Here is a 25797-nt window from a genome sequence, read left to right as displayed (position 1 = left end):
AAGCCTCTTAAAAATGCTTAAAGATTCTGGTTAACGTAAGACAACATCTGGTCAACCGCAGAGATCACCTTTGAGTTCATCTCGTAAATACGCTGACTTTCAATTAGGTTTACCAACTCTTCGGTCACGTTCACGTTTGAGGTTTCAAGAGCCCCCTGACGGATTGCGCCCATGCCATCGAGTGAAGCCGTACCTTGAATAGGTGTGCCACTTGCACCCGTCTCTAGGTACAGGTTCTGCCCCATTGGGTCTAGCCCCGACGGATTAATAAAATCAGCAATGGCCAATTGACCCACCACTTGGTTTTCAGCATTTCCTGGCGTCTTAACAGACACTTCACCTTCGGCCGAGACGGTAATACTCGTAGCCCCTTCTGGAATGGTGATAGCAGGCTGAATCACATAACCCGAGCCCGGCGTTACGATCTGCCCTGTTTCATCTAAACTAAACTGGCCATTACGGGTATAAGCGGCGGTACCATCTGGCAATTGCACTTCAAAAAAACCTGGGCCTTCAACCATCAAATCGAGTGAGTTGTCAGTGGTTAACATGTTGCCCTGAGTAAACATCTCTTGAGTTGCGACCACTTTGGTACCCGCACCAATACTCAAACCGTTCGGTAATTTAGTGTTCGATGCACTGATCCCCCCAGCTTGACTGACGTTTTGGTACAGCAAGTCTTCAAATACTGCACGGCTCTTTTTAAAGCCGACGGTACTGGCGTTAGCCACGTTGTTAGAAATAACTGAAATATCGGTTTGCTGAGCGTCTAAACCAGTCTTACTTATCCATAAAGCGGGATGCATAGTGTCTCTCCTAGCTTATGCGCATTAAGGAAGAGGACGCGCGATCGTTCTCTTCTGCTGTTTTCATCATTTTCACTTGCATCTCAAACTGACGCTGTAGGTCAATCATAGATACCATCTCATGGACTGCATTGACGTTACTGCCTTCGACAGCGCCACTAAGCAGACCTACGCTTGGGTCAGACGGTGCATTTTCACCCGACATTAAGCGAAACAAGCCATCTTCCCCACGCATTAAATTTTGGTTACCCGGGTTAACGAGTTTAATACGACCGACTTCCTCAATCACCTCAGCTGTCGCCCCCGATGGACGGACAGAAACGATACCGTCTTGAGAGATCTCGACCTTTTCAATCGGCAGCGGTAATACAATAGGGCCATTGTCGCCCATCACTGGCGTACCTCTATCATTACGCAGCACACCTGAGTTATCGAAACGTAAACTGCCTGAGCGGGTATAGGCTTCGCCGCCATTTTCGGCTTGCACCGCAATCCAACCATCACCTTTAACGGCAATGTCTAAATCACGACCAGTAGTTTTGATTGGACCGCTGGAAAAATTAGCTGACGGGGTTTCAGTCATCGAGAACACACGCGTAGGCAGACCTTCGCCAAAAGCTTGCATTGAGCGAGCTTGAGCAAGAGAGGATTTAAAGCCATCGGTATTCGCGTTGGCCAAATTGTTGGCACTAACCGCCAACGAATTCATATTCTGTTTTGCGCCGCTCATCGCGACATAGAGCAATTTGTCCACGTAACACTCCGTCAAACTTCCGTCTAACGAAATAGATAGCAAACATCGTGCCAAAGATGGGGATAAAGAAGGTCCTAGGTTCTAGGTTAAAGCTGAGACGGACAAACAAAGACGGGAATGCAAAGACGGAACGCTTCGCTTACGGAAAAGCCATAAAAGATTAAAACGACGGCATAAATGCCGACCTACATTGAAAGAAGGTCCTAGGTGCTAGGAAAAGCAGGTTCTAGGAAAGCATAAGACCAGAGCAACGGCATAAATCAAACCTATGCATTTATCTTTGCTTTTTATAGGTCCTAGCTGCCCAAGGGACGCCCTAGATTCTTCATATCTTGTACCGTTAGCGCAGCGTTCTGTGAGTGAGCCCGCGAACGTTCCGTCTTCCATAAGCGAAGCGTTCGTCTCAGCCTTTGACTCTATAGAAGGACGGAGTCCGCCCTTCTTAGCTTTTAAAGATTAACGAATTTGCAATATCGTCTGTTGTAAGGTGTTGTTAACTTCAAGCGTTCTAGAGTTGGCTTGGAAGTTACGCTGAGCCGAGATTAAATCGACTAGCTCGGTGGTTAAATCTACGTTGGACTGCTCCAGTGCCGATGAACGGATACTACCGAAAGTACCGCTGTTTGCCTCACCGGCAAGTGCAGGACCCGAGTCTAAGCTCGCCTTCCAAGAGGTGTTACCCGCCTGTGATAACCCCTGCTCGTTAGCAAAACTAACCAAGGCGACGCGTGCTAGTGGCACGGTAGAGCCGTTACTGTAACTGGCATTAATTAGACCATCTGCACCCACTTCAACATTGGTTAAACGCCCAACCGTTGTACCGTCCTGGGTTAACTCTGTCACTTCAAATGGTGATGCATATTGAGTCGGGTTATTAAAGTCCAGCGTTAAGGTCTGGGTACCATCGGCGCCAGGGCCTAATACGTTAGCGCCGCCAACACCTAAGGCTTCGGTCTTAATAACCGCAGGGTTACTGCCAGTGTAAGCACCTGTATCATTGAAAGAGACTGCCGCGCCCTTCCAGCCAGCCGCGTTTTCAGCATTGGCCTTGCCATCTACTGTACCGTCACCATCGGTATCGACATTATACTCACCAGCTGCGGGGTCTAAATCGACAGGCTTACCGTCTACCGCGTAAAATGCAACCCAGTTGCTCTCACCGGTATGCGCAGCATTAGGTGGGCGTACGAAGTATGAAGTTAGAATATGTGGCTCACCGAGTGAATCATAGATGGTCACCGAGGTTGAGTTGTTAAACGTATCTGGGTCATCGGGATCGAAAGCAGCTGGATCGAGTGTGGACTCCCCCGCATTAAGATTCATCTGAATACCGACACTATCGGTCTTAACTGGGCTACCCGCCGTATCAGGAATTTGTACCGGCTTAGTGGTCGTTAAACTCACCGATGTCGAATTACCGTCTTTATCGACAGGGAACGTCTGTAAGAAGTTGCCAGCTGAATCAACGATATAGTTATTTGAGTCGAACTTAAATGCACCTGCTCGTGTGTATGAATGATCTTGAGAACCCACTTCAGATGAGGTCACAAAGAAGCCACCACCGTTAATCGCCATATCGAGTGAATTGTTGGTGAAAGCCATACTGCCCTGATGGAACTGCTGAGCAACCTGACTCGTCGCGACGCCACCACCGACAGTGGTTTTGCTGTTTGCAAAAATAGAGCTAGCGTACACGTCGGCAAACTCTGCGCGAGACTCTTTAAAGCCTGTGGTGTTTACGTTTGCAATGTTGTTTGCCGTTGTATTTAGATCTTTTTGGGCTGACGATATACCGCTCAATGCAATGTTAAATGACATGATTCACCTCAATCCTTGTTTAATTCGATTTCGAGACGTTTGATCTTTATATTAAGTACAAACATCTCGCAAAATGAGTTTCTAGCTATTAGGCTTCAGATACAGCTAACACATCACTGATCTTAATTCCGCCAACACCCCGTAAGTTTAAAATAGCCCCAGTCGCTGCGGTTCCAAGTGAAACACTGGTCACGTGAGCATAAGTTGATACGGGTAGCTCTTCGCTTGTGCCGTCAACTTTACCGCTGGCTTTGAAGGTATAATTCCCCTCTGCTACGGGCTCGCCGTTCTTGTCTAAACCATCCCAGCTCACATCTATGTTGCCACCGGCACTGCCATCGACACTATAAGTTGTCACTAACTGACCGGTTTCATCTTCGATGCGGACAGTGATAGATTCGACAGGCTCAGGCGTGCTGATAATGCCTTTCATGCTGGGATCTTCAGCAGAGATATGCGCAGTATCTGACGGGATCAACACCTTTTGGCCAACAAGCCCCGATGCTTGGAGGGCTTGGCTTGAACTGGTTAACGCATTTAGATTGCCAATTTCTTCGTTGAGTTTACTGATCCCATCTACGGTTGAGAAAGACGCCATCTGCTGGATCATTTGATCATTATCTACAGGCTTAAATGGGTCTTGCATAGACAGCTGTTGACTCAATAACGAGAAGAAATCCTCCTGACTTAACTCCTGACTATTAGGTTCAGGAATGGAGCTTTCTTGAGGCAAACGTAGTCCATCAAGAAACGGGTTTCCCGTTGATGTCTGCTCAGTGTTCGTAGTCGAACTCTGAGTCGCTGCCTGCGCAGTTTGCGGCGAAATGGCATTAGCCTGTTGCGGCTGGCCAGGAGCCGGCTGCGTTGCGGTGAGCGGATTAATAAGGCTCAAAATTTACCTCCAGCTTTCACTGAGTTTATTTGCCTATTCTAAGTGTCTGCTGAAGCATGGATTTAGCCGCTTCAGTGACTTGTACGTTCATTTGATAAGAGCGAGAAGCTGAAATCATATTGGCCATCTCCTCCATCACATTGACATTCGGCTTATAAATAAAACCGTCTGTGTCCGCCATTGGGTGGTCTGGCGAGAATTCTTTATTTAGTGGCAAGTCGCTTTCAACAATCCCTTTTACGGCCACTGATGCTGATGCACTTTGATGTTGCTGCGCCTTACTCATCTCAGCTTCAAAAATAGGATGACGTGCGCGGTAAGTCTCGCCGACACTGCTCGAAACAGAATCCGCGTTAGCAATATTACTTGCCGTGGTATTAAGTCTGACCGACTGGGCCGACATGCCCGAACCTGCAACATTAAAAATATTAAATAAGCTCATGATTAACTGCCTCTAAGTGCTTTTTTCATACCGGCGAACTTACTGTCTAGAAAGCCCAGTGACATCTGATATTCGAGTGCATTTTGCATAAATGCCGATTGCTCTTGTTGAATATCAACCGTGTTACCATCTCCGGTATCAGGTTGATTGGGCACTCGGTAGCCCACATGTTGCTGAGTTAATGCCGCCATATCGAAGTGTTTAGTGTCACTTTTAGTCATAGCTAAGCCCGATTGCTGAGATTGCGCCGCCCCCATCGCTTTTGAGAAATCGACATCGCGGGCTTTATAGTTTGGCGTGTCGGCATTAGCAATATTTGAAGACAGGACTTCTGCACGCTGGGAACGAACGCCCAAAGTGTACTGGTGAACCCCTAATGCTTTGTCAAAACTAATCGCCATAAAATTGCCTCCTCAGCTCGATAGCTAAAACAAAGCAATAGTTGTGCCAAATCAGTGTCGTTTTATGAAGATTAGTGGGGAGGCGTATTTAAGATAGATTCATGGATAGAATATTAGATTTAAAAAACGCGTCATAACGACGCGTTTTCAGAGGAGCACTCAAGTGAACAAAGCGTTAGCCTCGCTTTTGATAATAGATCCCCGGATTGCAGCGCACCATATCAAATTCGTCAGACAGACCCGCAATAGACTCCGATGCGCCTAAAAACAAAATGCCGTTAGGATTTAACGCGGCAGCAAATTGCCGTAGGATTTTCCGCTTTGCCTCAGGTGAAAAATAGATCAACACATTACGGCAAAAAATAATATCGAACTTGCCTAATAAGGTATAACTTTCAAGCAAGTTATGCGCTCGAAAGTTGACTAATCGCTTAACATTGTCTTTAACGACCATGTTGCCCGAGGGTAAAACATCAAAAAACTGACGTTTGCGTTCATCGGACAAGCCTCGACCTAATGCAAGATTATCATATTCAGCACCTTTACAACGCTCAAGCATAGATGGCGATAAATCGGTTGCCAAGATCGCTGCACTCGCGGGAAGACTACCAGGCTTACGCTGCTGATGCTCTAGAATCGTCATGGCTAAAGAATAGGGCTCTTGCCCTGAGGAACAGGCAGCAGACCATATCTTAACTGGACGGCCTAAACGACTAAATGTGGGTAAAATGGCGTTCGATAACAACTCGAAAGGATAACGATCGCGAAACCATAGTGTTTCGTTTGTGGTCATAGCATCGATAACCTCAGTGCGCAGTTGACGCTCTGTCGGTTTCATCGAATGTTTAACCACATCTGATAAGGACGGCAAGTTGTACTTGCCCATTAGAGGCGCTAACCGGCTACGCACCAAATACTGCTTATTTTCTCCCAACACAATACCACTGTGTTGTTCTAAGAATAATCTAAATTGATTGTACTCATTCTCAGCAAGAGATCTATTTGCCACTCTAATATCCTAATTTAATAAAACAAACCACATTAGCCAAAAAGACATTGACCACAGGCAAAAACGAACGCAGCGTTATACCTTAGCATCAACACAAACACAAGCAAGGGATCGTTTCCCTCGATGCTAAATAATGACGACTAAAGACTTAAATGCTTGTTTACCGCTGCAGCTAACTCATCTGGATTAAATTTAGCAATAAAATCGTTAGCCCCTACTTTTTGCACCATAGCCTGATTAAATACACCACTTAACGAAGTATGCAATACCACTTTGATATTTTTCAGCTTAGGATCATCACGAATTTCTGCCGTTAATGTATAGCCATCCATTTCTGGCATCTCGATATCAGAAATGATCAACGGGATCTCAGTTGAAACATCTTCAAGCTCAGCAGACATGGCTCTAAGTTTTTCTAGCGCCTCTTTACCATCTTTGGCGGTATCGATCTGCAGATCGAGTGAGGTGAGCGCCCTAATAATCTGCTTACGTGCGACCGAAGAGTCATCAATCACCATGATGTGGTAATGCTGATCTCTGTCAATCGTTAAGGCATCATCTAACTCTTTACTGATATTGGTATTAACGGGTGAGATTTCATCAAGAATTTTTTCAACATCTAAGATCTCTACTAACTCATTTTCGATCTCAGTTACCGCAGTTAAGTAAGAGAATTTACCCGCCCCTTTTGGAGGTGGCATAATCGCTTCCCAATTCATATTAATAATTCGCTCAACAGAACTGACTAAGAAGCCCTGAACGCTGCGGTTATACTCAGAGATAATAATGAAGCTATTTTCAACACTCTCGATTGGACGCCCACCCGTTGCAGCGCTCAAGTCTATCACCGAAATAGTCATACCACGCACATGGGCAACACCACGTACCTTAGAGTTTAACTTAGGTAGATTCGTTAACGGTGGACACTGCAGCACCTCTTTAACTTTAAAAACATTAATACCGAATCGTTGACGTCCATTTAGCTTAAATAACAATAATTCTAGGCGGTTTTGTCCAACCAACTGAGTCCGTTTATTTACTGATTCGAGAATATTCGACATACATTTTTTGCCTTGTACCTACCTGGGTAGGCGATATCTATTTCAATTTAATTAATGTGTGTAAATCAGTGATGCAAATACTCGTTATAATCTGGCCACATCCGCATTATTTCACACAACCAACACTTTTAGGCACATTACTTGCTTATTTGAAGCTATCCAAGCGAGCATGGCTTTTTTCAGTCAAACTAATGACGCCAACTAATCCAAAAGGATAAAGATGACTGCAGTTCAGCACATAACACAATATAGTCGCATTTTAGCGAATCAAGCCACTGCATTCATTATGAAAATCTATTTTGGCTCATTTTTATTAATACTTTTGCTACCAACTTTAGCATACGCCACTACAGCTGCCAGTATTCCTTCTGTATCGACCATCTCTCGATTAGCTATAGCGGCAGTTGAAGAAAAAATTGAGGCCCCTGCAAAAGCAAGGATTAATATCACACCCCAGAGTCTAGATACCCGTGTCAACCTGCCCAATTGTTACTTACCCATAACCGCTGAGATTGCCAGTGACCGCGCGATCCGCCGAAACAATACCGTAAAAATCAGTTGTAATAGTCCTGACTTAAGTTATCCATGGCAGATGTTTGTATCCGTAAGAGTCGATATTCTGTACCCCGTTGTGGTCGCAAAATCGACCATGGGCCCAGGTGACCTTCTCTCTAGAGGTGATATTGAACTCGAATACATTGAACAAACCACATTACGGGGGCATCAATTTGAAGAGATCTCTGAAGTGGTGGGAGCGCGGCTAAAGCGACGCGTCGCACCTGGGCAACCGATTTTTGCCAACCAACTCTGTATTGTTTGTAAAGGTGATAGCGTGTCGATATATGCTCGTTCTGAAAACTTTGAAATTAAAACCGTTGGTGAAGCACTGCATGATGCTAATGTTGGCGATAAAGTTCGCATAAAGAACAGCCACTCGCATAAAAACCTCGATGCACGCGTCACTGGCGTTGGCCAAGTCGAAGTAAGAATGTAAGAATGTAAGAATGTAAGAATGTAAGAATGTAAGAATGTAAGAATGTAAGAATGTAAGAATGTAAAAATATAAAAAATCCTAAAGTAGCGAGTGATACTGCCGATAGTATGGGTAAGAAACTCTCTTTATTAACTGTTGGATCTCAAAATGGCTATTGATATTAAACAAATAAACCCTCATACCAATACACGTATCGGTACGGGTTCTAATGCAAAAAATGCAGCGGTTCAAACACCCGCAACTCCTGCGCCAACGATTCAGAAAAGTGATTCTGTTTCGATTACCGCACAGGCTCAACAGATTCAAAACGTACAAACTAAGATGGCCGACATGCCTGAAATAGACCAAAAGAAAGTCGACGAAATTAAAGCAGCAATTGCTGAAGGGCGTTATAAAATCGATCCTGAGAAGCTTGCCACTAACATCGCAAACTTTGAAAATGAGCTTAAAGACTTAAGTTAAGCTGTATCTACTCGCTATAAGCCATAACGGGTCAAAAGCTGCGAACTCAATAGAGCGAAAATTAACAAGGCCATTATGACAAATTTATCTCAACTCCTTAGCTCACAACACCAAGTGTTGACTGAGCTAAATTCGGTTATTAGCCAGGAAAAACAAGCCTTGCATGCACAGCAAGCCGATGTTTTGTTGTCGTTAGCCAGCACTAAGGCAAACCTATTGGCAAGCCTGAAGCAAAATGATGAGATAATTGCGCAGCAGCCCGATCTTGCCTTGTTAAATACAGACCCAGAGTTGTCTCAGCAAGTGAGTCACGCAAAGGCATTATTGGCCGAGTGCCAACAGCGAAATGCAGAAAATGAATCGTTAATTGAATTGAGTTTAGCCAGCTTAAATCGATTTTCACAAGCGTTACAGGTCAGCCGTAACGCGTCTAGCCTGACTTATGATGGTAAAGGCAAAACCTCCAGTATTTCAACGCTTGGAAATAATTTAAAAGCGTAAAAGAAGGCCCTAGGTTCTAGGTTCTAGGTTCTAGGTTCTAGGTTAAAGCCAAGACGAACGGCCTGCGGCCTTACGACACGTGACTTCGCCACTACGGAACGCTTCGCTTACGGAAAAGAAAGTCTCAAAAACAACGGCATAAATGCCATCCTAGAAGGATTGCGCCCTAGGTTCTTCTTCGCTTTCTCGGCTTTCCCTGCTTCTAACCCGTCTCAGCTTGTCCGGCCCTTAATTGTCTCAGCTCTTCCAGCCTTTAACCGTCAGCGCAGCGCTCGTTGAGTGTGTCTGCGAGCGTTCCGTCTTCCGTGAGCAAAGCGTTCGTCTCAGCTTGTGCTTTTTCTGGCACCTCGAAGCGAAGTACCCTAGATTCTTGTTAGCTTGTACCGTCAGCCCAGCGCTCGTTGAGTGAGTCTGCGAGCGCTCCGTCTTCCGTGAGCGAAGCGTTCGTCTCAGCTTCTGCTTTTCCTAGAACCTAGAAGGACGAAGTCCGTCCTAGAATCTAAAAGTAAGCCTGCGAACGTCCTAGTAACTTCTTAGCTTTAACCGTCAGCGAAGCGCTCTGTGAGTGAGCCTGCGAGCGTTCCGTCTTCCGTAAGCGAAGCGTCCGTCTCAGCCTTTGCTTGTGCTTTTCCTAGGATCTCGAAGCGAAGCGTCCTCGAAGTAAGCCTGCGAACGTCCTAGAACCTTCTTAACCTTAAAAATACGTAATCTCTTTGACTCGCTGTGAGCGGTGTTGTTGCTGATACAGCGCCCACACTTGCTCAAAATCCAGCTCGAGTTCTGTCACATAGTGCTCACCCGCAGGGTAACTCTTTAACACTTTAGCCCCGCGGATCACTCCTGATACCGATGCTTGAATTTCATCGCCCGATAACATCCACTCCCTGACCTGGCTGCTAGCACTCAACTGCTGACCATAAACTTGCTCGGCAAGCTCTCGATAAGCCGCTATTTTCGAGGCCTGCATAGCCATCAAAACCCGCTGAGAATGTTCGGCTGCAGGCTGAGTGTCCAGCGGTGCATAACCGATAGCGGTCAATTTAGGAAAAGATGTTGGCGCCTCAGTTTCATACTGCACATACCTGTCTTGCACGGAGCAAGCACAAAGGCTTAACGCTGCAAATAAAATAATGGCTTTCATCTATTTATCCCCCACGATTGTTACTGAGCGCTGTCCGCCTTGGGCGTTCCGGTACAGTAGCCCATGCTCTGAGACGACCTTTTCTGACAGCCCAATGTAATTAGGCATGGCACTGGCATTAACAAAACTTTGCGCCGCAGAAACCACTCGATTATTGGTAACATTAACGATGCGGCTGTTTAACGCCACACCTTGAGTCGATAAACTCATGGTAGAAACCACCACATGCTCAACAGCTAGATCAGCGGCTAGCTGCTGCCAATCACGAGTCAAAATAAACTCTCCAGTAGGCGTGACCTTAAGCGCGTCACTGACGTTGATATCGATTAGATTAAATTGATGATCATGTAGCGCCGCTATCAAGCCTTGTTGATATTGCAGGCCAAGAGCATTAGTCGATGTCATATCTGATAACAACACAGGCGTAGAAACCAGCAACGGCTGATCTGGGCGCAAACTGTCGTTCTGTCGTACTAACTCGTTTACCATCTGTTGTGACAAATGATTTATCGCAGCAGTATGCGGCAAACCATTGCCGTTAGTCATCTGCTGATCTGTATGACTATCCCCTTCCGTGCTTGCACAACCGAGGGTGAATAATAAAGATAGAAAAATGATTGGCTTGTACATTGTTTGATTTCCTATCAGGCGTTAATCACTACTGTGAGTTACAGCAATGATCCTGTACCTTATTGGTACAAATTAATGCTATTTCATTCTTATCGGCAATGCCGTCGATAACTTTATCGCTTTTCGACTCGCAATTCGCCGAGATATCCCAAGGCTGCAGCTTGTTATAGATGGGCCTAACTCCAAGGAAGTGTACATAATCTCCCCCACCGCGCTGTATCAAGCTGTATTTCCTCAAAGGAGAGTATCTAAGCTCTTTATACAGGCACGGTAATTGCTTAATAGAAAGCTAGAGATGTCAGTGCGTCAGTTATCCGACGTAAAAGCTATTCAAAGTACTTTGCAAAACGATGCAAAATGCCTATACAAAAATCAATGCAAAAACGATGCAAAAAGCCTTTTAAAAATACTATGTAAAAAATATGTCATCAATTTCTCGACTACTGGAAAGGTAAGATGAAACCAGCGCAATATTCAATAACCGCACTCGTATGCCTAATGTCATCAATATTGGCATTGCCTGTACAAGCCAAGTGGATCACCGCAAGTGGCCAAGCAATGATTACCGATAACAATGTCACCCAAGCCAGAGAAGATGCCATACATCAAGCCGTTAGCTATGCAACATTGCAATCTGGCGCACGCTTTAGTAGCCAGCAAACCGTCAGTAATGGCCAGCTTATCAATGACTCTTTCATGTTAGAGCACCAAGCACAGAGCCAGAATATTGAGCTTATCAGCGAACGTATTGAGAATAATGAGATCACCGTTAATGTTCGCATCGACATTGTTGAACCACTCGATGACACTTGCCAGGGAAACCCGCTTAAAGCAGCAATTTTAATCCCTCAGGCATTAATCAAAGACAGAACCCAGCTTAGGGTCGGCAATATCGGACTATTCGAGCAGAACCTTTCAGAACGGTTAGCGCTCATGTTAGAGCAGCACGCTAGTAATAGCTTTCCACAGACTCATGCCAATGAGCGTTTAGACATAGATCAATCCTTAGTGGATATTCGCGGCTATCGCTTACCCAGCTGGCTAAGCGAGATCACCGACAGTCAATATATTCTACTGCCAGAGATCATCGACATATCCACTGAAGATTTCACCAGTACTTTAGGGTTATGGGACAATGATCCGATGCGTAACTTTCAAATTCGCGTATCGCTATTTCACGGCATTAGCGGCGAAAAAATCTGGAGCCAGCAGTACAGCCAAGCCGCCGAGTGGGAGTTTTTGCGCCAGCAAACCGTCAACTCAAATAGCGAGAACTTTTGGGGATCTGAATACGGTCAGGCAATTGACCAAGTGTTGGCCGAAGTGAGTCGAGATATCGACAGCAGCCTAAATTGCCGGCCACTACTCGGTCAGGTGGTCTCTAGACAAACCGATAGGATTATCCTCAATCTCGGTAGACGCCACGGCATTCGAGTCGGCGACAAATTACAGCTGGTATTACAACAAAATATGCCCGATAGACTCGATAATATGCGCGCGGTTGCAGGCAAAAGCAAAGCGACTATCACCATAGACCAAGTGACCGAGGAGAGTGCGACTGCTGTACTCGATGGTATGGCAGCATCACTGAATATCCAAATCAACGACTTAGCCATAAAGCTATAAGTTGGGCTTGCTTGCCTCTATAACGAACAGCAATCTCAAACTGAAGGCTAAAATTGAAGGCTTATAGTTGCGGGCTATAGTTGCGGGCTATAGTTGAGAGTTATAGTTGCGAGCTAAAAAAAGAGCTAAAAGTGCAGGTTAATCGAAATTAATGGGATTAGCCTGCAAAACACCCACCAACAGAACATTTATTAAGCAACTAAATTTAAAGACTTTTCATCTCCCCTTTTCATCTAGAGTAAAACCAGTATAATCACTAGCGTCTCCCTATAGCTCAACAGGATAGAGCAGTCGCCTCCTAAGCGATCGATCGGGGTTCGAGTCCCTGTGGGGAGACCATATACACTCCTTTGTATATGCAATTCAATAAGCTATAGTTCTAATACATTCCTGTGCCGCCTCAGTGCGATTACAGAAACATCCTTTTTAGCTTTTACTAATGCCTTCTGTTTGCACCTTCTGTCAGCATTAGCCGAATATTGCTCGTTTTAGTCCATTATCCTCCGCCATAGACTTTCCACGCCATTTCTAATAGTTTCTCTATATGAGATAACAAGGAGGTCATATCACATGAGCAGTCAAAAATCGGTCAACACTTCGTACGTCAATTCATTGATGAAAATCAAAACTAGCAAACACTTAAAACTGATATAACAAAGCATAGAGCCCATATTAAAGCCTCTTAAAATGCTGGTGAAATTGACCTATGAATGAAAAATACATCACCCAAGCCAAACTGCTGTTTCCAGCTTCGCTGTATCCACTGCACAGCACTTTTGTCGACTTGCTGCTGCAGTGGATCACCAAACAAGACATAGATGTGTCAGCGATTGATATAGAAATCTTGTCTTTAGCTATTGGCGCTGATGCACATGAACTCTATAAAGTTATTGATGCTAAGGAAAATACGCTCGATAAACTCAAGAGTATTATTTTTGATGGACTCCAATTTAAAATTTCAGCCAAAAAAAGGCTCAATCAAACAGGGCTAGAGTTAGCAGCAAGCTCCAATAAACCCGTGGTTGAATTAGTATTCTCACAGTACCAAGCCAAACTTGATGCTATCGAAGCCCTCAAGCAACAAGCTTATATTGAGCAGCAAGCAGAATTACAACGAGAGATCCAAGCTAAAAATCAGGCATTACAGGAGCAGCTTAAAGCCCAAAGGCTGGCGTATGAGTCATGCCATGTAAATTATGAAGATTTCGAAATCCAAGGGATCAAGAAAAACTCACGAGTAGATAAATTGCTTTCTCAATTGCGTAAAAAACCAATCAGCGCAGACGAATTAAAATGGCTCGATGACGTCGGTTTCGCCAATGAGATGATTCAGAGAAAATACCATATCCAATTAGCCCACCAACATTACCAAAACTGGAAGCAAAAACACTTACCGTGGGAACTGGTTAATGCCAGTGCGGCTTATAGGAAAGCTGAGGAGGTCAGAAAAATCAAAAAAGCACTCGATGCCCTCTACCCGTTAAAATTTGCTAACAATGATACAAAGCTTAAGTCTGCATTGCTAACAACCTACGGCGGTGTTTGTCGAGATTTACAAAGTTTTGAACGAGGAATAGATCTTGGCCATGAAGCGCATAAGGTCACCCCATTGAATTTCAGACCATGTACCCTACTCGGCGCTATTTACTTATCAACCGGTGAGTTCACTCTCGGTCATGATTGGTATGACAAAGCAAAAGAACGAGGCTTTAGTCAGGCAGCTTACGAAAACGATATCAAATCCGTTTATTTCAGAGCAAGCAAAGCGATTAAAGGTAGGCTCAAACAGAACCTTATCGCTACAGGGCATAAGTATAAGTGGCTTTAATTACTACCGTCACACGGTAAGACGATAGTGTAGGCATTGCCGAAACTCATCCAACGATAAAGACAAGTAACCAGCCTGAAAAAACATGGAAGACCGAGCGAGACAGCGACTGTAATATGAAGCGAGCAAGTGCATGCATAGAGTTAAAAAGCGCATATAAAGAACGACACAGCTTAAAGGGCTTGTCTGCTTAGGCATAGAAATCATCACTCGCGTACATGAATGGTCTATCTCATTAGCAAAAAGCCAAAAGCCGTTAACTTGGAGTTCTGTCAATAACTGTACTAGAAATTATATAAAGTTGAATCTCTATACAATCCACATGACCTCTTTCGCGACAACGCTATTAGCTCCAGCCATAGTAAGCAACATTTGCTTATTTAACTGAGAAATCTGACCATTTTCATCATATCGAACACATTTTGAATATTGTTTTTCAATCTCAAGAGCCGCTGCTCTGGAAAATCCATAATCTTGAAGTGCGATAGTTTTAACGTCCATTGTCCCATACTCTAAAAAAGGCGATAAGTTGATTCCAGATTCATGTTCACCATATACCCCTAATAACACCTGAAAATAATGAGCACAATACATTTCAAGTTTAAAAGTAACTTCATTTTCAATTGTGGATATAACCTCCATTATTTTAAAGTTAACATGTTCTTTATTACACGGTTCAAATGTAACGTATTGATAACTAGCATCCTTGACAGATTTTGAATATTTTATTGAATCACTGATTATTTTCCTCAAAGAATCACCGTACAACCAAGAGTATGTTACATTTATTAGCTGAGATAAAGATGCTTTAGTTTTTCTTATTCCGTAGACCTCATCCAAAACATTGATAAAATCTTTCACTGAGTCTCTGGATAAAGATTTCAACTTATACCCTTTATCTTTAGCATAAACCCAAGCCTTGTAATGTTGCTCAGTACTAATTCGATGATTAGAAGAGTATGCCAAATGATTAATATCTCGAATTCCGTGTCGACAGATATACTGCCACCCCTCTTCAATTACGTTATCTCTAAACTTTTCAGGAATACTTAAAAGAACACTAGACATTGCCCCATGCCTCTTAAAACCCATAACATCAGCAAGAACTATTGATGTGACATCTTTTATAACTGCGTGCGGGTCCAATGTTTTATCATTAAGAATATTGCGAATCTTTCGATGTTTAGAAAATGTCTCATCCAATGGATTATTTATACTTACCTCTCTATCATTACTAACCAGCTCCCCCATAATTTCCCAGTCATTTCGATTGCCAAGACAGATAATATTTCCATTCAGTTCATTTTTGTAACGTCCTGCTCTCCCTGCCAAGTTCCAAAAACTAAGCTTTGATTCAACTGACAAAGTACTTTTTTTGTTTTTCATAGGGAAAATAAAAATATTTTCCGTTGGCAAATTAACACCTTCAAGAAGTGTTGAAGTACAGAATATGTATTTCAATCTTTTATTGGAATACAATTCCTCTACTCTTTTTCTTATAAAGTTAGGTAGCGTTCCATGATGATACGCTATTCCATGCCTCATTAATTCAGACAAGTTATAATCATCATGAATCAACCCCTTAACAATATCTGCTTCAATAGAAAGTTCTTTATCTACATCCCACAACAGCCCTTCTCTTTTTACAAAGTTCAAAAACTCCGAGGCTTTAAGAATGGCATCTGTTTTGCTGGATGAAAAAATCAAATTAGATTTAGATCTATTTCCAAGATAAGAAATAAGACTGTAACTACTTGTAATATTTTCTACTACTTTTAGTTTATCAAAAACCTTACTCCTAGGGTTATAAGAGGATACTATATTTTCTTGTAAGTCATAAACATAAAGACTCTGTGTAACAGGACTTTCCTTGACAGTAATGAATTTATTGTCACTGTCAATATTGAATGTTTTAAGGAATATTTCAGGGTTATGAATTACAGGGCTAGAGAAGTACAACTTCAAATTTGAAAACTTATCTATAGAACGACGTATTACTTTATATAAAGTAATACTCCTAGGGTTGAATTCAGACAATTTATGAGCTTCATCTACAATTAAAACATCTATATTTACTGAGTTAAAATCATCATCAAACAAGAAACTATTCAATCTTTCTTGAGTAAATATTAGAATATTCTTAACCCCTTTTTTTACGGATGAAACTGACTTTGCAACATTAACATCCATAACACCCTCAATAGAAAGCATCTTCCTCAAGTCATTGTGGTACTCTTCCAGAAGAGCTTTAGTAGGAAGGATAAAAACAATTATATTGTTATTATTCAGCATTTTAATAGCTGAATGTTTTAACAAAAAAGATTTACCAAGAGATGTAGGTCCTGAAAAACTGAAAACATTATTTTTACTCATTCCTCCATGAATTTTATACTGGGAGTCAGTAAAAATATCTTGACCTGCATTGATACTTTGAACCAATCTTTTTAGATTTCGTTCGTATTCTAATGAATCTGGTAAACTAAGTTCTTCTTTAACGAAAGACTCTTCAGCTCCAAACAATCCAAACTTAGAAAATATTGATTTTAGATGGACTTGGTAACCTTCATCATTGAAATAAAGTTTGTACAGTAAGGTTATAATTTGTAGAGCCAGAGTTCTATGTGATTCGACTGTGGAGTTAGAAAGAAAATCACTATACTTAAGAAGTTTCTTATATTCAGATATAAGAATATTATTAGTATCATTAACAGAAAAAAAATTTAGAGTTACAAGATTAAAAAGTTTATCAAAAACATTTTCAAACTCAACGCTACTTATGATTTTGTTACACAAATAAATTATTGCATCATCAGATTTTTGCAACTTCCGCCTCCAATAAATTTGCAATTTCTTGTCTGGAATTAACTGGTAAAACAAACAAATATAGATTAACACCATACTTAGTTCTATTTATTAAGTCCTCTTTTAACTCTTTAATTATCTCAATTATTTTTTCTGTAACTAAATCCCTTGAAGAAGTTAAAGATTGATCTAACTCGGTTAATGGGAATGTACAAAGTATTGCTATGGACTTTACTTTACAAGTATCTTCTGAAAATATCATTTCAAAAAACAATTCATAATCTTTATTAGAAGACAACCTTATTAATGAATTACTTTCCAATAAACTATATGAAAAGTCATTTATAGACCCAAACATATTTTCCACAGCGTATAAAATATTACTCTTAAGATCACCACTTCCATGAAAGTCAGAGTATATATACTCTGCAGTACCAGCATTTGCTCTTAAATGTAAATTATAATATCTATCACAATCAATGGTAGAAGAGAAAACATGTGGAGCAGATAAATATGACTCCATTATTCTGCTAGTCAATAATTTTTTTGCAGGTTCGTATTCTCTTTTTTGAAGTAGGACATTTACAGCTGAAATAGCCCTTTTAGCTTCATTAGTAGAGTTAGTTCCTAAGACTTCAACAAAACTTTCAGATAACTCTTCAACTATTGATTTGAAATTAAAAAATGGATACCCCAAATCTTTTGGAATTAAAGCTTCAACATTACAGCTATCACTTAACTTTTCAACATGTATGCTGTTGAATAATTTTTTTATATCACTAAAGCTATTAGGTGATAACTGACATTTTGATTTAACTGAAAATACTTCACATTTAAAATGAGAGTTTACATCATCCAAAAAATTGCCAGCTAAAAGTTCACAACCAACATCATTATTTTCTTCGTTATCAGTAACTACAGCATAAACTTCAATTATTGACTTGCCTTCGCCTCTAAAAATTACCGAACCTGAAAGACCATAAAAACTTTCACTTTTCTCAACTAATTCTGTAACTGCATTTGATGTAATGTTGAAATGTGCATATAGGTCATACTCTACGGGCTGCCCAACTAAAATTCGACCAGCTCGAGTTGAATCTTTTTTAAATCCATAAAATGAATATTCAACATCTTGCTCTATATTTCGTATATCTAATTCTACTTGAGAAATTTCAAACACTGACACTACAGCAATATCTTGATTTTTTGATATAAACAAGTCGTTAGGTGTTAATACTCTATCATCTTGCTTCAATTCTAAACCAGCTAAATCCTGCTCCTTAATACACGTTCTACATTCATTTAAATTTGATTCAGTAAAACTTTCACAATCATCCGTGTATTGACAAATTGAATGTTTCGAGGTCAATACGAAAGATTGAGAGTTACAGCAAGCCTTAAAAAACAAACCACTTCCAAACATATCGCCATCAGGATCATGTTTAATGACTTTAACAGCATTAACTTTAGACATAAACAATCCTATTCACACCTTCAGATGGAAAAGTAAAAGTAGCCTCATCAGTGATCTCAGATAACATCATTCTCAGTTTATCTGAATCGGTACTAAAATGAATTACTGGTGACTTTTTGATTCCTATTAATCGTGCCATCATCAAGGAGTCGGGGTGTGCATGTCGACTGGACTTATCAGCACAAATAATAAACTCCTTACTGATAACCGTCTTAAGTAGTTCATTGCTAGTATTTTTACGACTTCCATGGTGTGATATTTTTACGACATCAAATAAACATTCATCAGGTTCACGTGTTGAAAAGTACTCCTCAATATCCTTTGAGTGAGAATCTCCTAGGAATAACCCTTTGAAACCATCCCCTTCAATAATTACAGCCAAACTGGAACGATTAGTAGGTGACATGTCACTTTCAAATCTATAAGTATTAAAAGTTTTTAAATATTCCATTATCGATAACTCATTTTTTTCTTTCCCTGAAATTTTATGTCTACTTAACTTAGCTTCTTCTTTTTCTTTCCACTTCCCTAAATCTAACAGTGCGTTGTAATTAGGAGAAATAATTCTAACGGTTAGTTCACCAACAGTTATATTTGAATCCACTTTTGGATCATAATGTTTTGAAATAAGCTCAATATCTGTGGTTTTTACAAAACCACTTAATTCTTTATCTTGCCTATATGAAATTTTAGTTGTTTTTTTTCCGAGAATTTTATTTAAACTAACAACACTATTGAATAATATTTTTTTAACAATTATCGTATTCTCAGATATTAGTGTTTTAAACCCACCTATATGATCATCATCATTATGAGTAACTATGGCTAAATCGACGGTTTTGTCTGGAAGTAATTTCCCTAATGTACCTTTTACTTGTCGTCGTATCTTTAATTCTTTAGGCCCAGAATCAATCAGAATTCTAACACCATTAGAAACAACCAAAATACAATCACCATGAGCGGCATCAACACAGTACACTTCCACCATAATAAGAACCGAGATAAGTCTAAAACGATAATAATTTATCTCTTTATATCATAAACTTATAGCTATGTAATCTAAAAGAACCAGTCAATAACTTATAGTTTTAGTTTACAGCTAACTTAAATATTTATGAAATTTGGGGTTACTCGCAACAATATCAAACAGATCTCTTCTTTCCTCCTCTGAGAGCTGTTGCATCTCTATTCTTTACACTAACATTCATTAAATATCAGTAGCTTATCCACTTTCGACTCCATCACATTCAAGCCCATTAGTTCTGCCGTAGTAATCCCAAGCTCTGCCCAACTCCCTTTGTACAAGAAGGTTCAACATCTAAGTGAGCATAGATACTGGCGATGATACAGGCTATTGCTGACTCTTATTTAGACCTAGGCTCAGCCCTACTCCACTACCCGAGATGGCTTTGCCCATATGTTACAAAACAGACTCCCTAGGAGGGAGCTTTCCTATCCTGTTTTAGTAAAAATGTCCCTATAGGCCTTTCTTAAAGCATGGGCTAAATCACTGACCGTCATGGATTGGCGGAAATGCCTATAAATGTAGGGAACATTTGAGGCACTGATTTAGAAGCTTACACAGCACTTCAAGCAAAGCTTAACTTTAGCACTGAATCTAATGTGGATATGTTTAAATGAGCTTATAAGCCGTGTATCGCAGGGATGCGATAAGCGAGCCTCCATGGAAGGAACCCTCGGCGTGCTAATAAGCCATTAAACATAGCCTAATCCATAACTTTCATTCGTTTAATTTCAGGCAAAGCCTAATTGATGGTAACCACCTACAGAAGTAGGTAGTTACCATCACGATATACAAAGCTGCCGCCGCGCATGACGATCCAACTGGCAATGGTTCGCCATAAATCATGGATTGTGACGTTTTGCTGCTTACTCTCTAGTGTGAGCCTATCTGGAATTAGTCTGTGTTTGTTGGATCTGTTCACATCCATGTGAAAGTAAATGACTGTGTTGACTGTGACTTCTATTCGATGCCGTTGTTGATTTATTTGGCTTCACTTATTAACGGTTGAATGATCCGTGGTAACACTCCCTGAAGTTTTGAAATTGCGACGCCATAGTTGGTGATTGGCACGTTTCTACGTTCGCATTCACGGATCCGTCTTAGCATTTCGGTACGATTGAACATGCATGCACCACAATGAACCACTAGCGCATACTCTTCTAGGTTGTCAGGGAAATCATGACCACTTATCACGTCAAAAGTAATGTTTTTCCCGCTATAGCTACGGATCCAATTTGGCAACTTTACTCGACCAATATCATCATCTTGGGCATGATGACTACATGCTTCACAGATTAAAATCTTACAACCATCTTGCAACTTATCTAAGCTATTGGCACCGGCAACCATTGGTGGTAACTCGCCTTTAAAACGCGCAAATAAAGTTGAAAATGTGGTTAATGGAATAGTGGCTGGCACGATACTATCGACCTGTTTGATCACTTGAGCATCGGAGATCACCAGTGCTGGCGGGGAACTAAATTGAGTTAGAACCTGTGCAAGCTGAGATTCTTTAACTACGGTCGCAATGCAATTATTATCTAATGCCTCTCTCAGTACTTGAACCTGAGGCAGGATTAGTCGCCCTTTCGGAGCCGCTGTATCAATGGGGACTACACATAAGATATGTGCACCTTCATTGTAGAGATCGCCTGCAAGAGGAGGCTGCTCTTTAAGATTTGCTGGTACGAGCTCGGAAATTAGTCTTTTAACTTCTTTATCTCCCAGCCCTTTCGCTGCAGATACCGCAATAAAAGGCAGCTTTCTTTGTCGACAAAAGCCGATATCTTCAGCCGTTGGCATGCAAATATCCACTTTGTTAAATACGATTAAGAATGGGAGTTTTAATGCTGTCATTTCTTCAATCAGCGCAAACTCATGCTCGGTTAGGCCCTGATCATCAGCAACTAATAGCGCCATATCGGCGCGGTAAAGTACATGTCGCGTTGCTTTTACTCTTTGCTCACCAAGTGCTCCATTATCATCAATACCTGCAGTATCGAAAAAAGTGACCGGCCCTAACGGTAATAGCTCGTATGGCTTAGCGACTGCGTCGGTGGTTGTGCCTTTTATATCAGAAACAATGGCAACGTGTTGGCCTACTATCATATTCAGTAATGATGATTTACCAGCGTTGCGCCTCCCTAATATTGCAATTTGATAGCGCATCCCTCTGGGGGCTATTTGACCTTGGCTGGTTTCGGGGTTAACACCTTGACACATATTAATACCTTCTTGAGTCACCACGGCTACCGTTAGGTTGTAAGCCATGGTGTTGTATTTGTTGAAATATGGCCGCTACTCTTTGCTGAATATCACTGGTAGCGCTATTTTTACCTGGATAAATGTTATAACTGGCATAGACTTGTGAGGGCGTAAATGAGGGCATAACAACGTTACAGCCACGCATAAGTCCAAGTTCTCGCGCACCTAGTTCAATGACTTCCAATGAACTCGTTGCCGGGATGTTTGCACCTGGATTCATTAGCCGCAAGATCGCACTAACCCGATGGCTTTTGAGTACCTCGCCATTTGGACTTTGTGCAAAAGGGGTTTGAGCGTGTGCGACAAATGGGCCGCATGCCAACATATCGAGCTCCAAGCCAGAAAGCCTCAATATATCTGTGGCAAGAATTTTATCGGTCATTCCTGGTAAGTCTGTTATGACTCCCGAGCCAGTTTGATAACCGAGAGATTGAATGTAAGATAAGCGTGCTAATCGCTCGTCAAAGTTGGCATTAGGCCTACATTGATTAAATAGTTGCTCGTTAAAGGTTTCCATTTTTAGCAAATAACGATCTGCCCCCGCCTCGCGCCAAAGTTTAAGCTCTTGGTGCTTACGGTCACCTAGCGATAATGTAATTGCTAAATTGTGGCGTTCTTTGATGGTGCGAATAAGTTCCGCGATTGTCTCTGCGCGATATTGCCAATCATCACCTGATTGCAGAACAACTGTTCCTATGCCAAATTGCGCAATGTCATCGACAGCATCGAGGATTTCATCGACGCTTAATCGATAACGTTCAACTTGGCGGTTACTACTGCGCAGCCCGCAATAATGGCAGTTATGACGACAATGATTGGAGAACTCGACTATACCGCGGATAAAAACCTGATTATCAAATACCTGTTGGGTAACCGCTTGAGCGTTAGCAAACAACCATTCATCTTGGTTGCCATTGAGTAATTCAATGATCTGTTGTTCACAAAAATGCATAGGGGACTGTGATTTGCTAGCAGGCATCATTAATGTCTTCTTTAATATTTGGACGTTGAGGGAGTAGTAGCTGAGCTAAATTGGGCAGCTTGGCGGCATTCATCCACATAACGACTTATTACCTGTTGCCAGTCACCAGAGACTTCTGCAGGTAATCCTTGTTGATACCAAGATTGCAGCTCTCCAGGTTGCAGCCCCATTAATGAGCACTCAATCTGTAACCAAAGCCCTTGCGCTGAAACTAAACGACTATGGGCATACTGGCCGACAAATAGACAGTCACCAATGAGCATAATGGGCTGTAGAGGCAGCGCCTGAGTGAGCACTTGATTGACTTGTTTTGGGAAGTCAAAGCTAAGGGCTTCACTCCAACGCTTAGATTCGGCGAACATGAGGATCACTTCATCTTTTGTCATATTAGGGCGTAAAATTGCTACAAATTCATCGCGCCAATACAGATCGGGTTGTAACTCGATAATATCGAGTCGATGTAAACTACCATCAAGCAATTTTCTGCGAATAAGATTGCCCACTTCAGAGTGGGCAAAATTAGTATAAATCGCAGCATGTAGAACCATCGATGTCGCGCTTTCCATTGCTGTTAATAATGATTTCTTATCAAGACCAGCTGATGGACGTATGGCATTAATGCACATCGGGTACCTTATCTATAGTGAAATAATTTTGATGCCAGATTAAAGGTAGATATCTCGTTCGCCAGCTTCGGTTTTCGCCAAACAGGTACGTACGTTACGTTCTCTAGCTGGACTCATCGCTGCGAGTTCTCGTTCAATCAGAGCGGTACCTGCTGCACGGGTTTTGGGCCCTGCGTAATCATTTAAATACTCTTTAAAGGTGATTAATGCGTTAGGTTGGCAGAACTTCCCGATAAATTGTTGTTTCGCTAAGCCTATAAAGTGATCGCCAGTACGGCCCTTACGGTAGCAGCCCGTACAGAATGATGGGATGGCATTCGACTCTGTCACTAACTCATAAATAATGTCATCCATCGCACGATGATCTCCAAGACTAAATTGCTCAGCATCATGTTGATCTTGCTCGCTGTCTTGATAACCACCTGGAGATGTGCGGCTGCCTGCACTGATCTGCGATACACCGAGTTCTAATAACTCTTTACGTAAGCCAGCGCTTTCACGGGTACTCATAATTAGCCCTGTGTAAGGGACTGCTAGGCGAGTAATGGCCACGATGCGTTTAAAGCAGGCGTCGTCCACTTCATAGGGAGGCTTTTCACTTAGCGCGGAGCCATGTGCAGGTTCAATTCGTGGGAACGAAATCGTATGTGGTCCAATTCCGCAAACGGTTTCTAGCTGCGCCACATGAGTCAACATGGCTAATAACTCAAATCGGTGGTCATATAACCCAAATAGGGCGCCGATCCCAACATCATCAATACCGGCTTCCATTGCTCGGTGCATCGCATATAAACGGTATAGATAGTCTTTTTTCTTACCTTTTAAATGCACACTTTCATAGGTGGGTTGGTGATATGTTTCCTGAAAACACTGGTAAGTTCCTATCGCCGCGGTTTTAAGCACTTTGAAATCAGCGGTGCTCATCGGCGCACAGTTCACGTTAATGCGGCGGATCTCTCCCCCTTTGCCATCTTTAACGCTATACATGGTTTGAATGCTATCAACAATGGCATTGACATTGTTACGTGGGTGTTCGCCATATACGGCTAAAATCCGTTTGTGTCCCATCCCTTCTAAAATGGTCACTTCTTTTCTAATTTCTTCTTGATTTAACGTCTTGCGCTTAAGTGCATGGTTATCTGCATTAAAGCCACAATAGCTGCAGCTATTGGCACAATGATTGGATACATATAGTGGAGCAAACAGAACGATGCGGTTACCGTAAATGGTATTTTTTACCTCTCGAGCGACGGCAAACAATTCCTCATCTAATTGTTCATGCTGGTTTTGTAATAACAAAGCTGTCTCTTCAATGCTCAGGCCTTGGCATTGACGAGCTTTAGCTAGAACCTGACGCACTTGCTCTGCAGAGGGACTCGCGGCGTTATTTATCGCAGCCCAAATAGCTTGTTCATCAATAAAACTCTTATTAGCATCGTAGTGAGAAATGGAGATTGAATGCGGGTGTTCATTTGTAGTCATAACCGGTAAAACTCTATTTGTATAGCAATCAAAAGCAGCAGCTACCTAAAGGTAACTACTGCTTTGTCGTTAGAAGGTGGGGAAGATCAACTTATTTGTTGCGCTGTTGATTCGCGGTAACGGGAACGATTTCCTGTTCAACCCACAATGGTGTGTATTCTGCAGCATCGTGATAAGGCACGTTACCGTGAACCATCATCGCCTTGAAATCATCAAATCGATAGACAGCCAAGAATAAGTGTACTGGTAAGAATGCCGTTAGAATAAGACCTGCAACTAAATGGATTTGTCCTAATAGCCATACTAGATCACGCGGAGCCACATGTGGCACCAACCATAAGACTAAACCTGATAGTATTAACAGGGTGCCGCCGATTAACACACAGGCGCCAAATAACTTCTGACCTGAATTGTATTTGTTCATTGGTGGTACAGGAACTTTCTTACCCAACAAAAACTTCTGTGGGTAGCCACCTAATACCATAAACCATTTCACATCGCGTTCTGACAAGCTAAATACTCGAGCGATAAATAACACCACTCGATCGAAAGCTATCACAGTAAATGCGAGTGCATCTAGACTCAATACAACACCAGCAATAATGTGGATGTCATAGGTTAATTGCATACCTTCTTGCGATAGTGGCTTGAAAAACAATAGTAATCCAGTAGCTGCTAACGGTAAAAAGCTCAGTAATAAAATATAATGAAACACTCTTACATTAAGAGGGTGTTTCTGAATAGGTCTCATGTCATGCGAGTTATGATGCATTATCT

The 25797-nt window shown here is 41.9% G+C and carries 24 protein-coding genes and 1 tRNA gene; 6 read left to right on the top strand and 19 right to left on the bottom strand.

Annotated features, from left to right (window positions below):
* Positions 1-17: 17 nt before the first annotated feature.
* The 8 genes from flgG to SHAL_RS07335 form a co-directional block, all read right to left on the bottom strand.
* Positions 18-806 carry a flagellar basal-body rod protein FlgG gene (gene flgG / locus SHAL_RS07370; protein WP_012276538.1) on the bottom strand — a complete coding sequence of 263 codons (789 nt, stop codon included), beginning with the start codon at positions 804-806 and terminating at the stop codon, positions 18-20.
* Between the two features lie 10 nt (positions 807-816).
* Positions 817-1560, bottom strand: a complete 744-nt coding sequence (gene flgF, locus SHAL_RS07365) for a flagellar basal-body rod protein FlgF (protein WP_012276537.1) — start codon at positions 1558-1560, stop codon at positions 817-819.
* Positions 1561-2016: 456 nt separating this feature from the next.
* Entirely contained in the window at positions 2017-3378 is a 1362-nt protein-coding gene (gene flgE, locus SHAL_RS07360; protein ID WP_012276536.1) for a flagellar hook protein FlgE, read from the bottom strand.
* A gap of 88 nt (positions 3379-3466) precedes the next feature.
* Positions 3467-4270: a flagellar hook assembly protein FlgD gene (gene flgD / locus SHAL_RS07355; protein WP_012276535.1), complete on the bottom strand. Its 804-nt coding sequence runs from the start codon at positions 4268-4270 to the stop codon at positions 3467-3469.
* Between the two features lie 25 nt (positions 4271-4295).
* The gene (gene flgC, locus SHAL_RS07350; protein ID WP_012276534.1) at positions 4296-4712 is read right to left on the bottom strand and encodes a flagellar basal body rod protein FlgC; all 417 of its coding nucleotides are present in this window, start codon (positions 4710-4712) and stop codon (positions 4296-4298) included.
* A 2-nt stretch (positions 4713-4714) separates the two neighbouring features.
* Positions 4715-5113 carry a flagellar basal body rod protein FlgB gene (gene flgB, locus SHAL_RS07345; protein WP_012276533.1) on the bottom strand — a complete coding sequence of 133 codons (399 nt, stop codon included), beginning with the start codon at positions 5111-5113 and terminating at the stop codon, positions 4715-4717.
* Positions 5114-5288: 175 nt separating this feature from the next.
* Entirely contained in the window at positions 5289-6122 is an 834-nt protein-coding gene (locus tag SHAL_RS07340) for a CheR family methyltransferase (protein ID WP_012276532.1), read from the bottom strand.
* Positions 6123-6262: 140 nt separating this feature from the next.
* Complete coding sequence (locus SHAL_RS07335) at positions 6263-7183, bottom strand: chemotaxis protein CheV (protein WP_012276531.1); 921 nt, start codon at positions 7181-7183, stop codon at positions 6263-6265.
* Positions 7184-7469: 286 nt separating this feature from the next.
* Between SHAL_RS07335 and flgA the strand changes: the two genes are divergently transcribed.
* The 3 genes from flgA (at position 7470) to SHAL_RS07320 (ending at position 9140) form a co-directional block, all read left to right on the top strand.
* On the top strand, positions 7470-8177 hold the full coding sequence (flgA, locus tag SHAL_RS07330; RefSeq protein ID WP_190273639.1) for a flagellar basal body P-ring formation chaperone FlgA: 708 nt from the start codon (positions 7470-7472) through the stop codon (positions 8175-8177).
* A 147-nt stretch (positions 8178-8324) separates the two neighbouring features.
* Entirely contained in the window at positions 8325-8639 is a 315-nt protein-coding gene (gene flgM / locus SHAL_RS07325; RefSeq protein WP_012276529.1) for a flagellar biosynthesis anti-sigma factor FlgM, read from the top strand.
* A 75-nt stretch (positions 8640-8714) separates the two neighbouring features.
* Positions 8715-9140 (top strand): flagella synthesis protein FlgN, encoded by a 426-nt coding sequence (locus tag SHAL_RS07320; RefSeq protein WP_012276528.1) that lies wholly within the window; start codon positions 8715-8717, stop codon positions 9138-9140.
* A 694-nt stretch (positions 9141-9834) separates the two neighbouring features.
* Here SHAL_RS07320 and SHAL_RS07315 read toward each other — a convergent pair.
* From SHAL_RS07315 to SHAL_RS23040, 3 genes are read right to left on the bottom strand one after another with little or no spacing between them, the layout of a single operon-like run.
* Complete coding sequence (locus SHAL_RS07315; protein WP_012276527.1) at positions 9835-10281, bottom strand: LPP20 family lipoprotein; 447 nt, start codon at positions 10279-10281, stop codon at positions 9835-9837.
* Positions 10282-10911: a FlgO family outer membrane protein gene (locus tag SHAL_RS07310; RefSeq protein WP_012276526.1), complete on the bottom strand. Its 630-nt coding sequence runs from the start codon at positions 10909-10911 to the stop codon at positions 10282-10284.
* Between the two features lie 28 nt (positions 10912-10939).
* Complete coding sequence (locus SHAL_RS23040) at positions 10940-11134, bottom strand: hypothetical protein (protein WP_150102072.1); 195 nt, start codon at positions 11132-11134, stop codon at positions 10940-10942.
* A gap of 233 nt (positions 11135-11367) precedes the next feature.
* Between SHAL_RS23040 and SHAL_RS07305 the strand changes: the two genes are divergently transcribed.
* From SHAL_RS07305 to SHAL_RS22365, 3 genes are all read left to right on the top strand, one after another.
* Positions 11368-12537, top strand: coding sequence for a flagellar assembly protein FlgT (locus tag SHAL_RS07305; protein ID WP_012276525.1), 1170 nt, complete (start codon positions 11368-11370; stop codon positions 12535-12537).
* A 263-nt stretch (positions 12538-12800) separates the two neighbouring features.
* Positions 12801-12876, top strand: a tRNA-Arg gene (locus SHAL_RS07300).
* Positions 12877-13243: 367 nt separating this feature from the next.
* Complete coding sequence (locus tag SHAL_RS22365) at positions 13244-14365, top strand: hypothetical protein (protein WP_012276524.1); 1122 nt, start codon at positions 13244-13246, stop codon at positions 14363-14365.
* A 309-nt stretch (positions 14366-14674) separates the two neighbouring features.
* On the opposite strand, the gene SHAL_RS07290 is transcribed toward SHAL_RS22365, so the two are convergent.
* The 8 genes from SHAL_RS07290 to SHAL_RS07255 form a co-directional block, all read right to left on the bottom strand.
* Entirely contained in the window at positions 14675-17188 is a 2514-nt protein-coding gene (locus SHAL_RS07290; RefSeq protein ID WP_012276523.1) for a DEAD/DEAH box helicase, read from the bottom strand.
* Positions 17175-18641, bottom strand: a complete 1467-nt coding sequence (locus SHAL_RS07285) for a hypothetical protein (RefSeq protein WP_012276522.1) — start codon at positions 18639-18641, stop codon at positions 17175-17177. The genes SHAL_RS07290 and SHAL_RS07285 overlap by 14 nt, the downstream gene beginning before the upstream one ends.
* Positions 18634-19629: a ComEC/Rec2 family competence protein gene (locus SHAL_RS07280; RefSeq protein ID WP_012276521.1), complete on the bottom strand. Its 996-nt coding sequence runs from the start codon at positions 19627-19629 to the stop codon at positions 18634-18636. Before SHAL_RS07280 ends, SHAL_RS07285 begins: the two co-directional genes overlap by 8 nt.
* A 1017-nt stretch (positions 19630-20646) precedes the next feature.
* Entirely contained in the window at positions 20647-21936 is a 1290-nt protein-coding gene (gene hydF, locus SHAL_RS07275; RefSeq protein WP_223296253.1) for a [FeFe] hydrogenase H-cluster maturation GTPase HydF, read from the bottom strand.
* A complete protein-coding gene (gene hydE / locus SHAL_RS07270) occupies positions 21890-22912 on the bottom strand; it encodes a [FeFe] hydrogenase H-cluster radical SAM maturase HydE (RefSeq protein WP_012276519.1) in 1023 nt (340 codons plus the stop codon). Before hydE ends, hydF begins: the two co-directional genes overlap by 47 nt.
* 11 nt (positions 22913-22923) lie before the next feature.
* Positions 22924-23538 (bottom strand): hypothetical protein, encoded by a 615-nt coding sequence (locus tag SHAL_RS07265; protein ID WP_012276518.1) that lies wholly within the window; start codon positions 23536-23538, stop codon positions 22924-22926.
* Between the two features lie 39 nt (positions 23539-23577).
* Positions 23578-25020, bottom strand: a complete 1443-nt coding sequence (hydG, locus tag SHAL_RS07260) for a [FeFe] hydrogenase H-cluster radical SAM maturase HydG (protein WP_012276517.1) — start codon at positions 25018-25020, stop codon at positions 23578-23580.
* A gap of 91 nt (positions 25021-25111) precedes the next feature.
* Positions 25112-25792, bottom strand: a complete 681-nt coding sequence (locus SHAL_RS07255) for a cytochrome b/b6 domain-containing protein (protein WP_012276516.1) — start codon at positions 25790-25792, stop codon at positions 25112-25114.
* Between the last annotated feature and the right edge of the window lie 5 nt (positions 25793-25797).

The organism is Shewanella halifaxensis HAW-EB4 (assembly GCF_000019185.1).
GTDB classification, from domain to species: Bacteria; Pseudomonadota; Gammaproteobacteria; order Enterobacterales; family Shewanellaceae; genus Shewanella; species Shewanella halifaxensis.
This window is presented reverse-complemented; position numbering and strand designations above follow the sequence as displayed.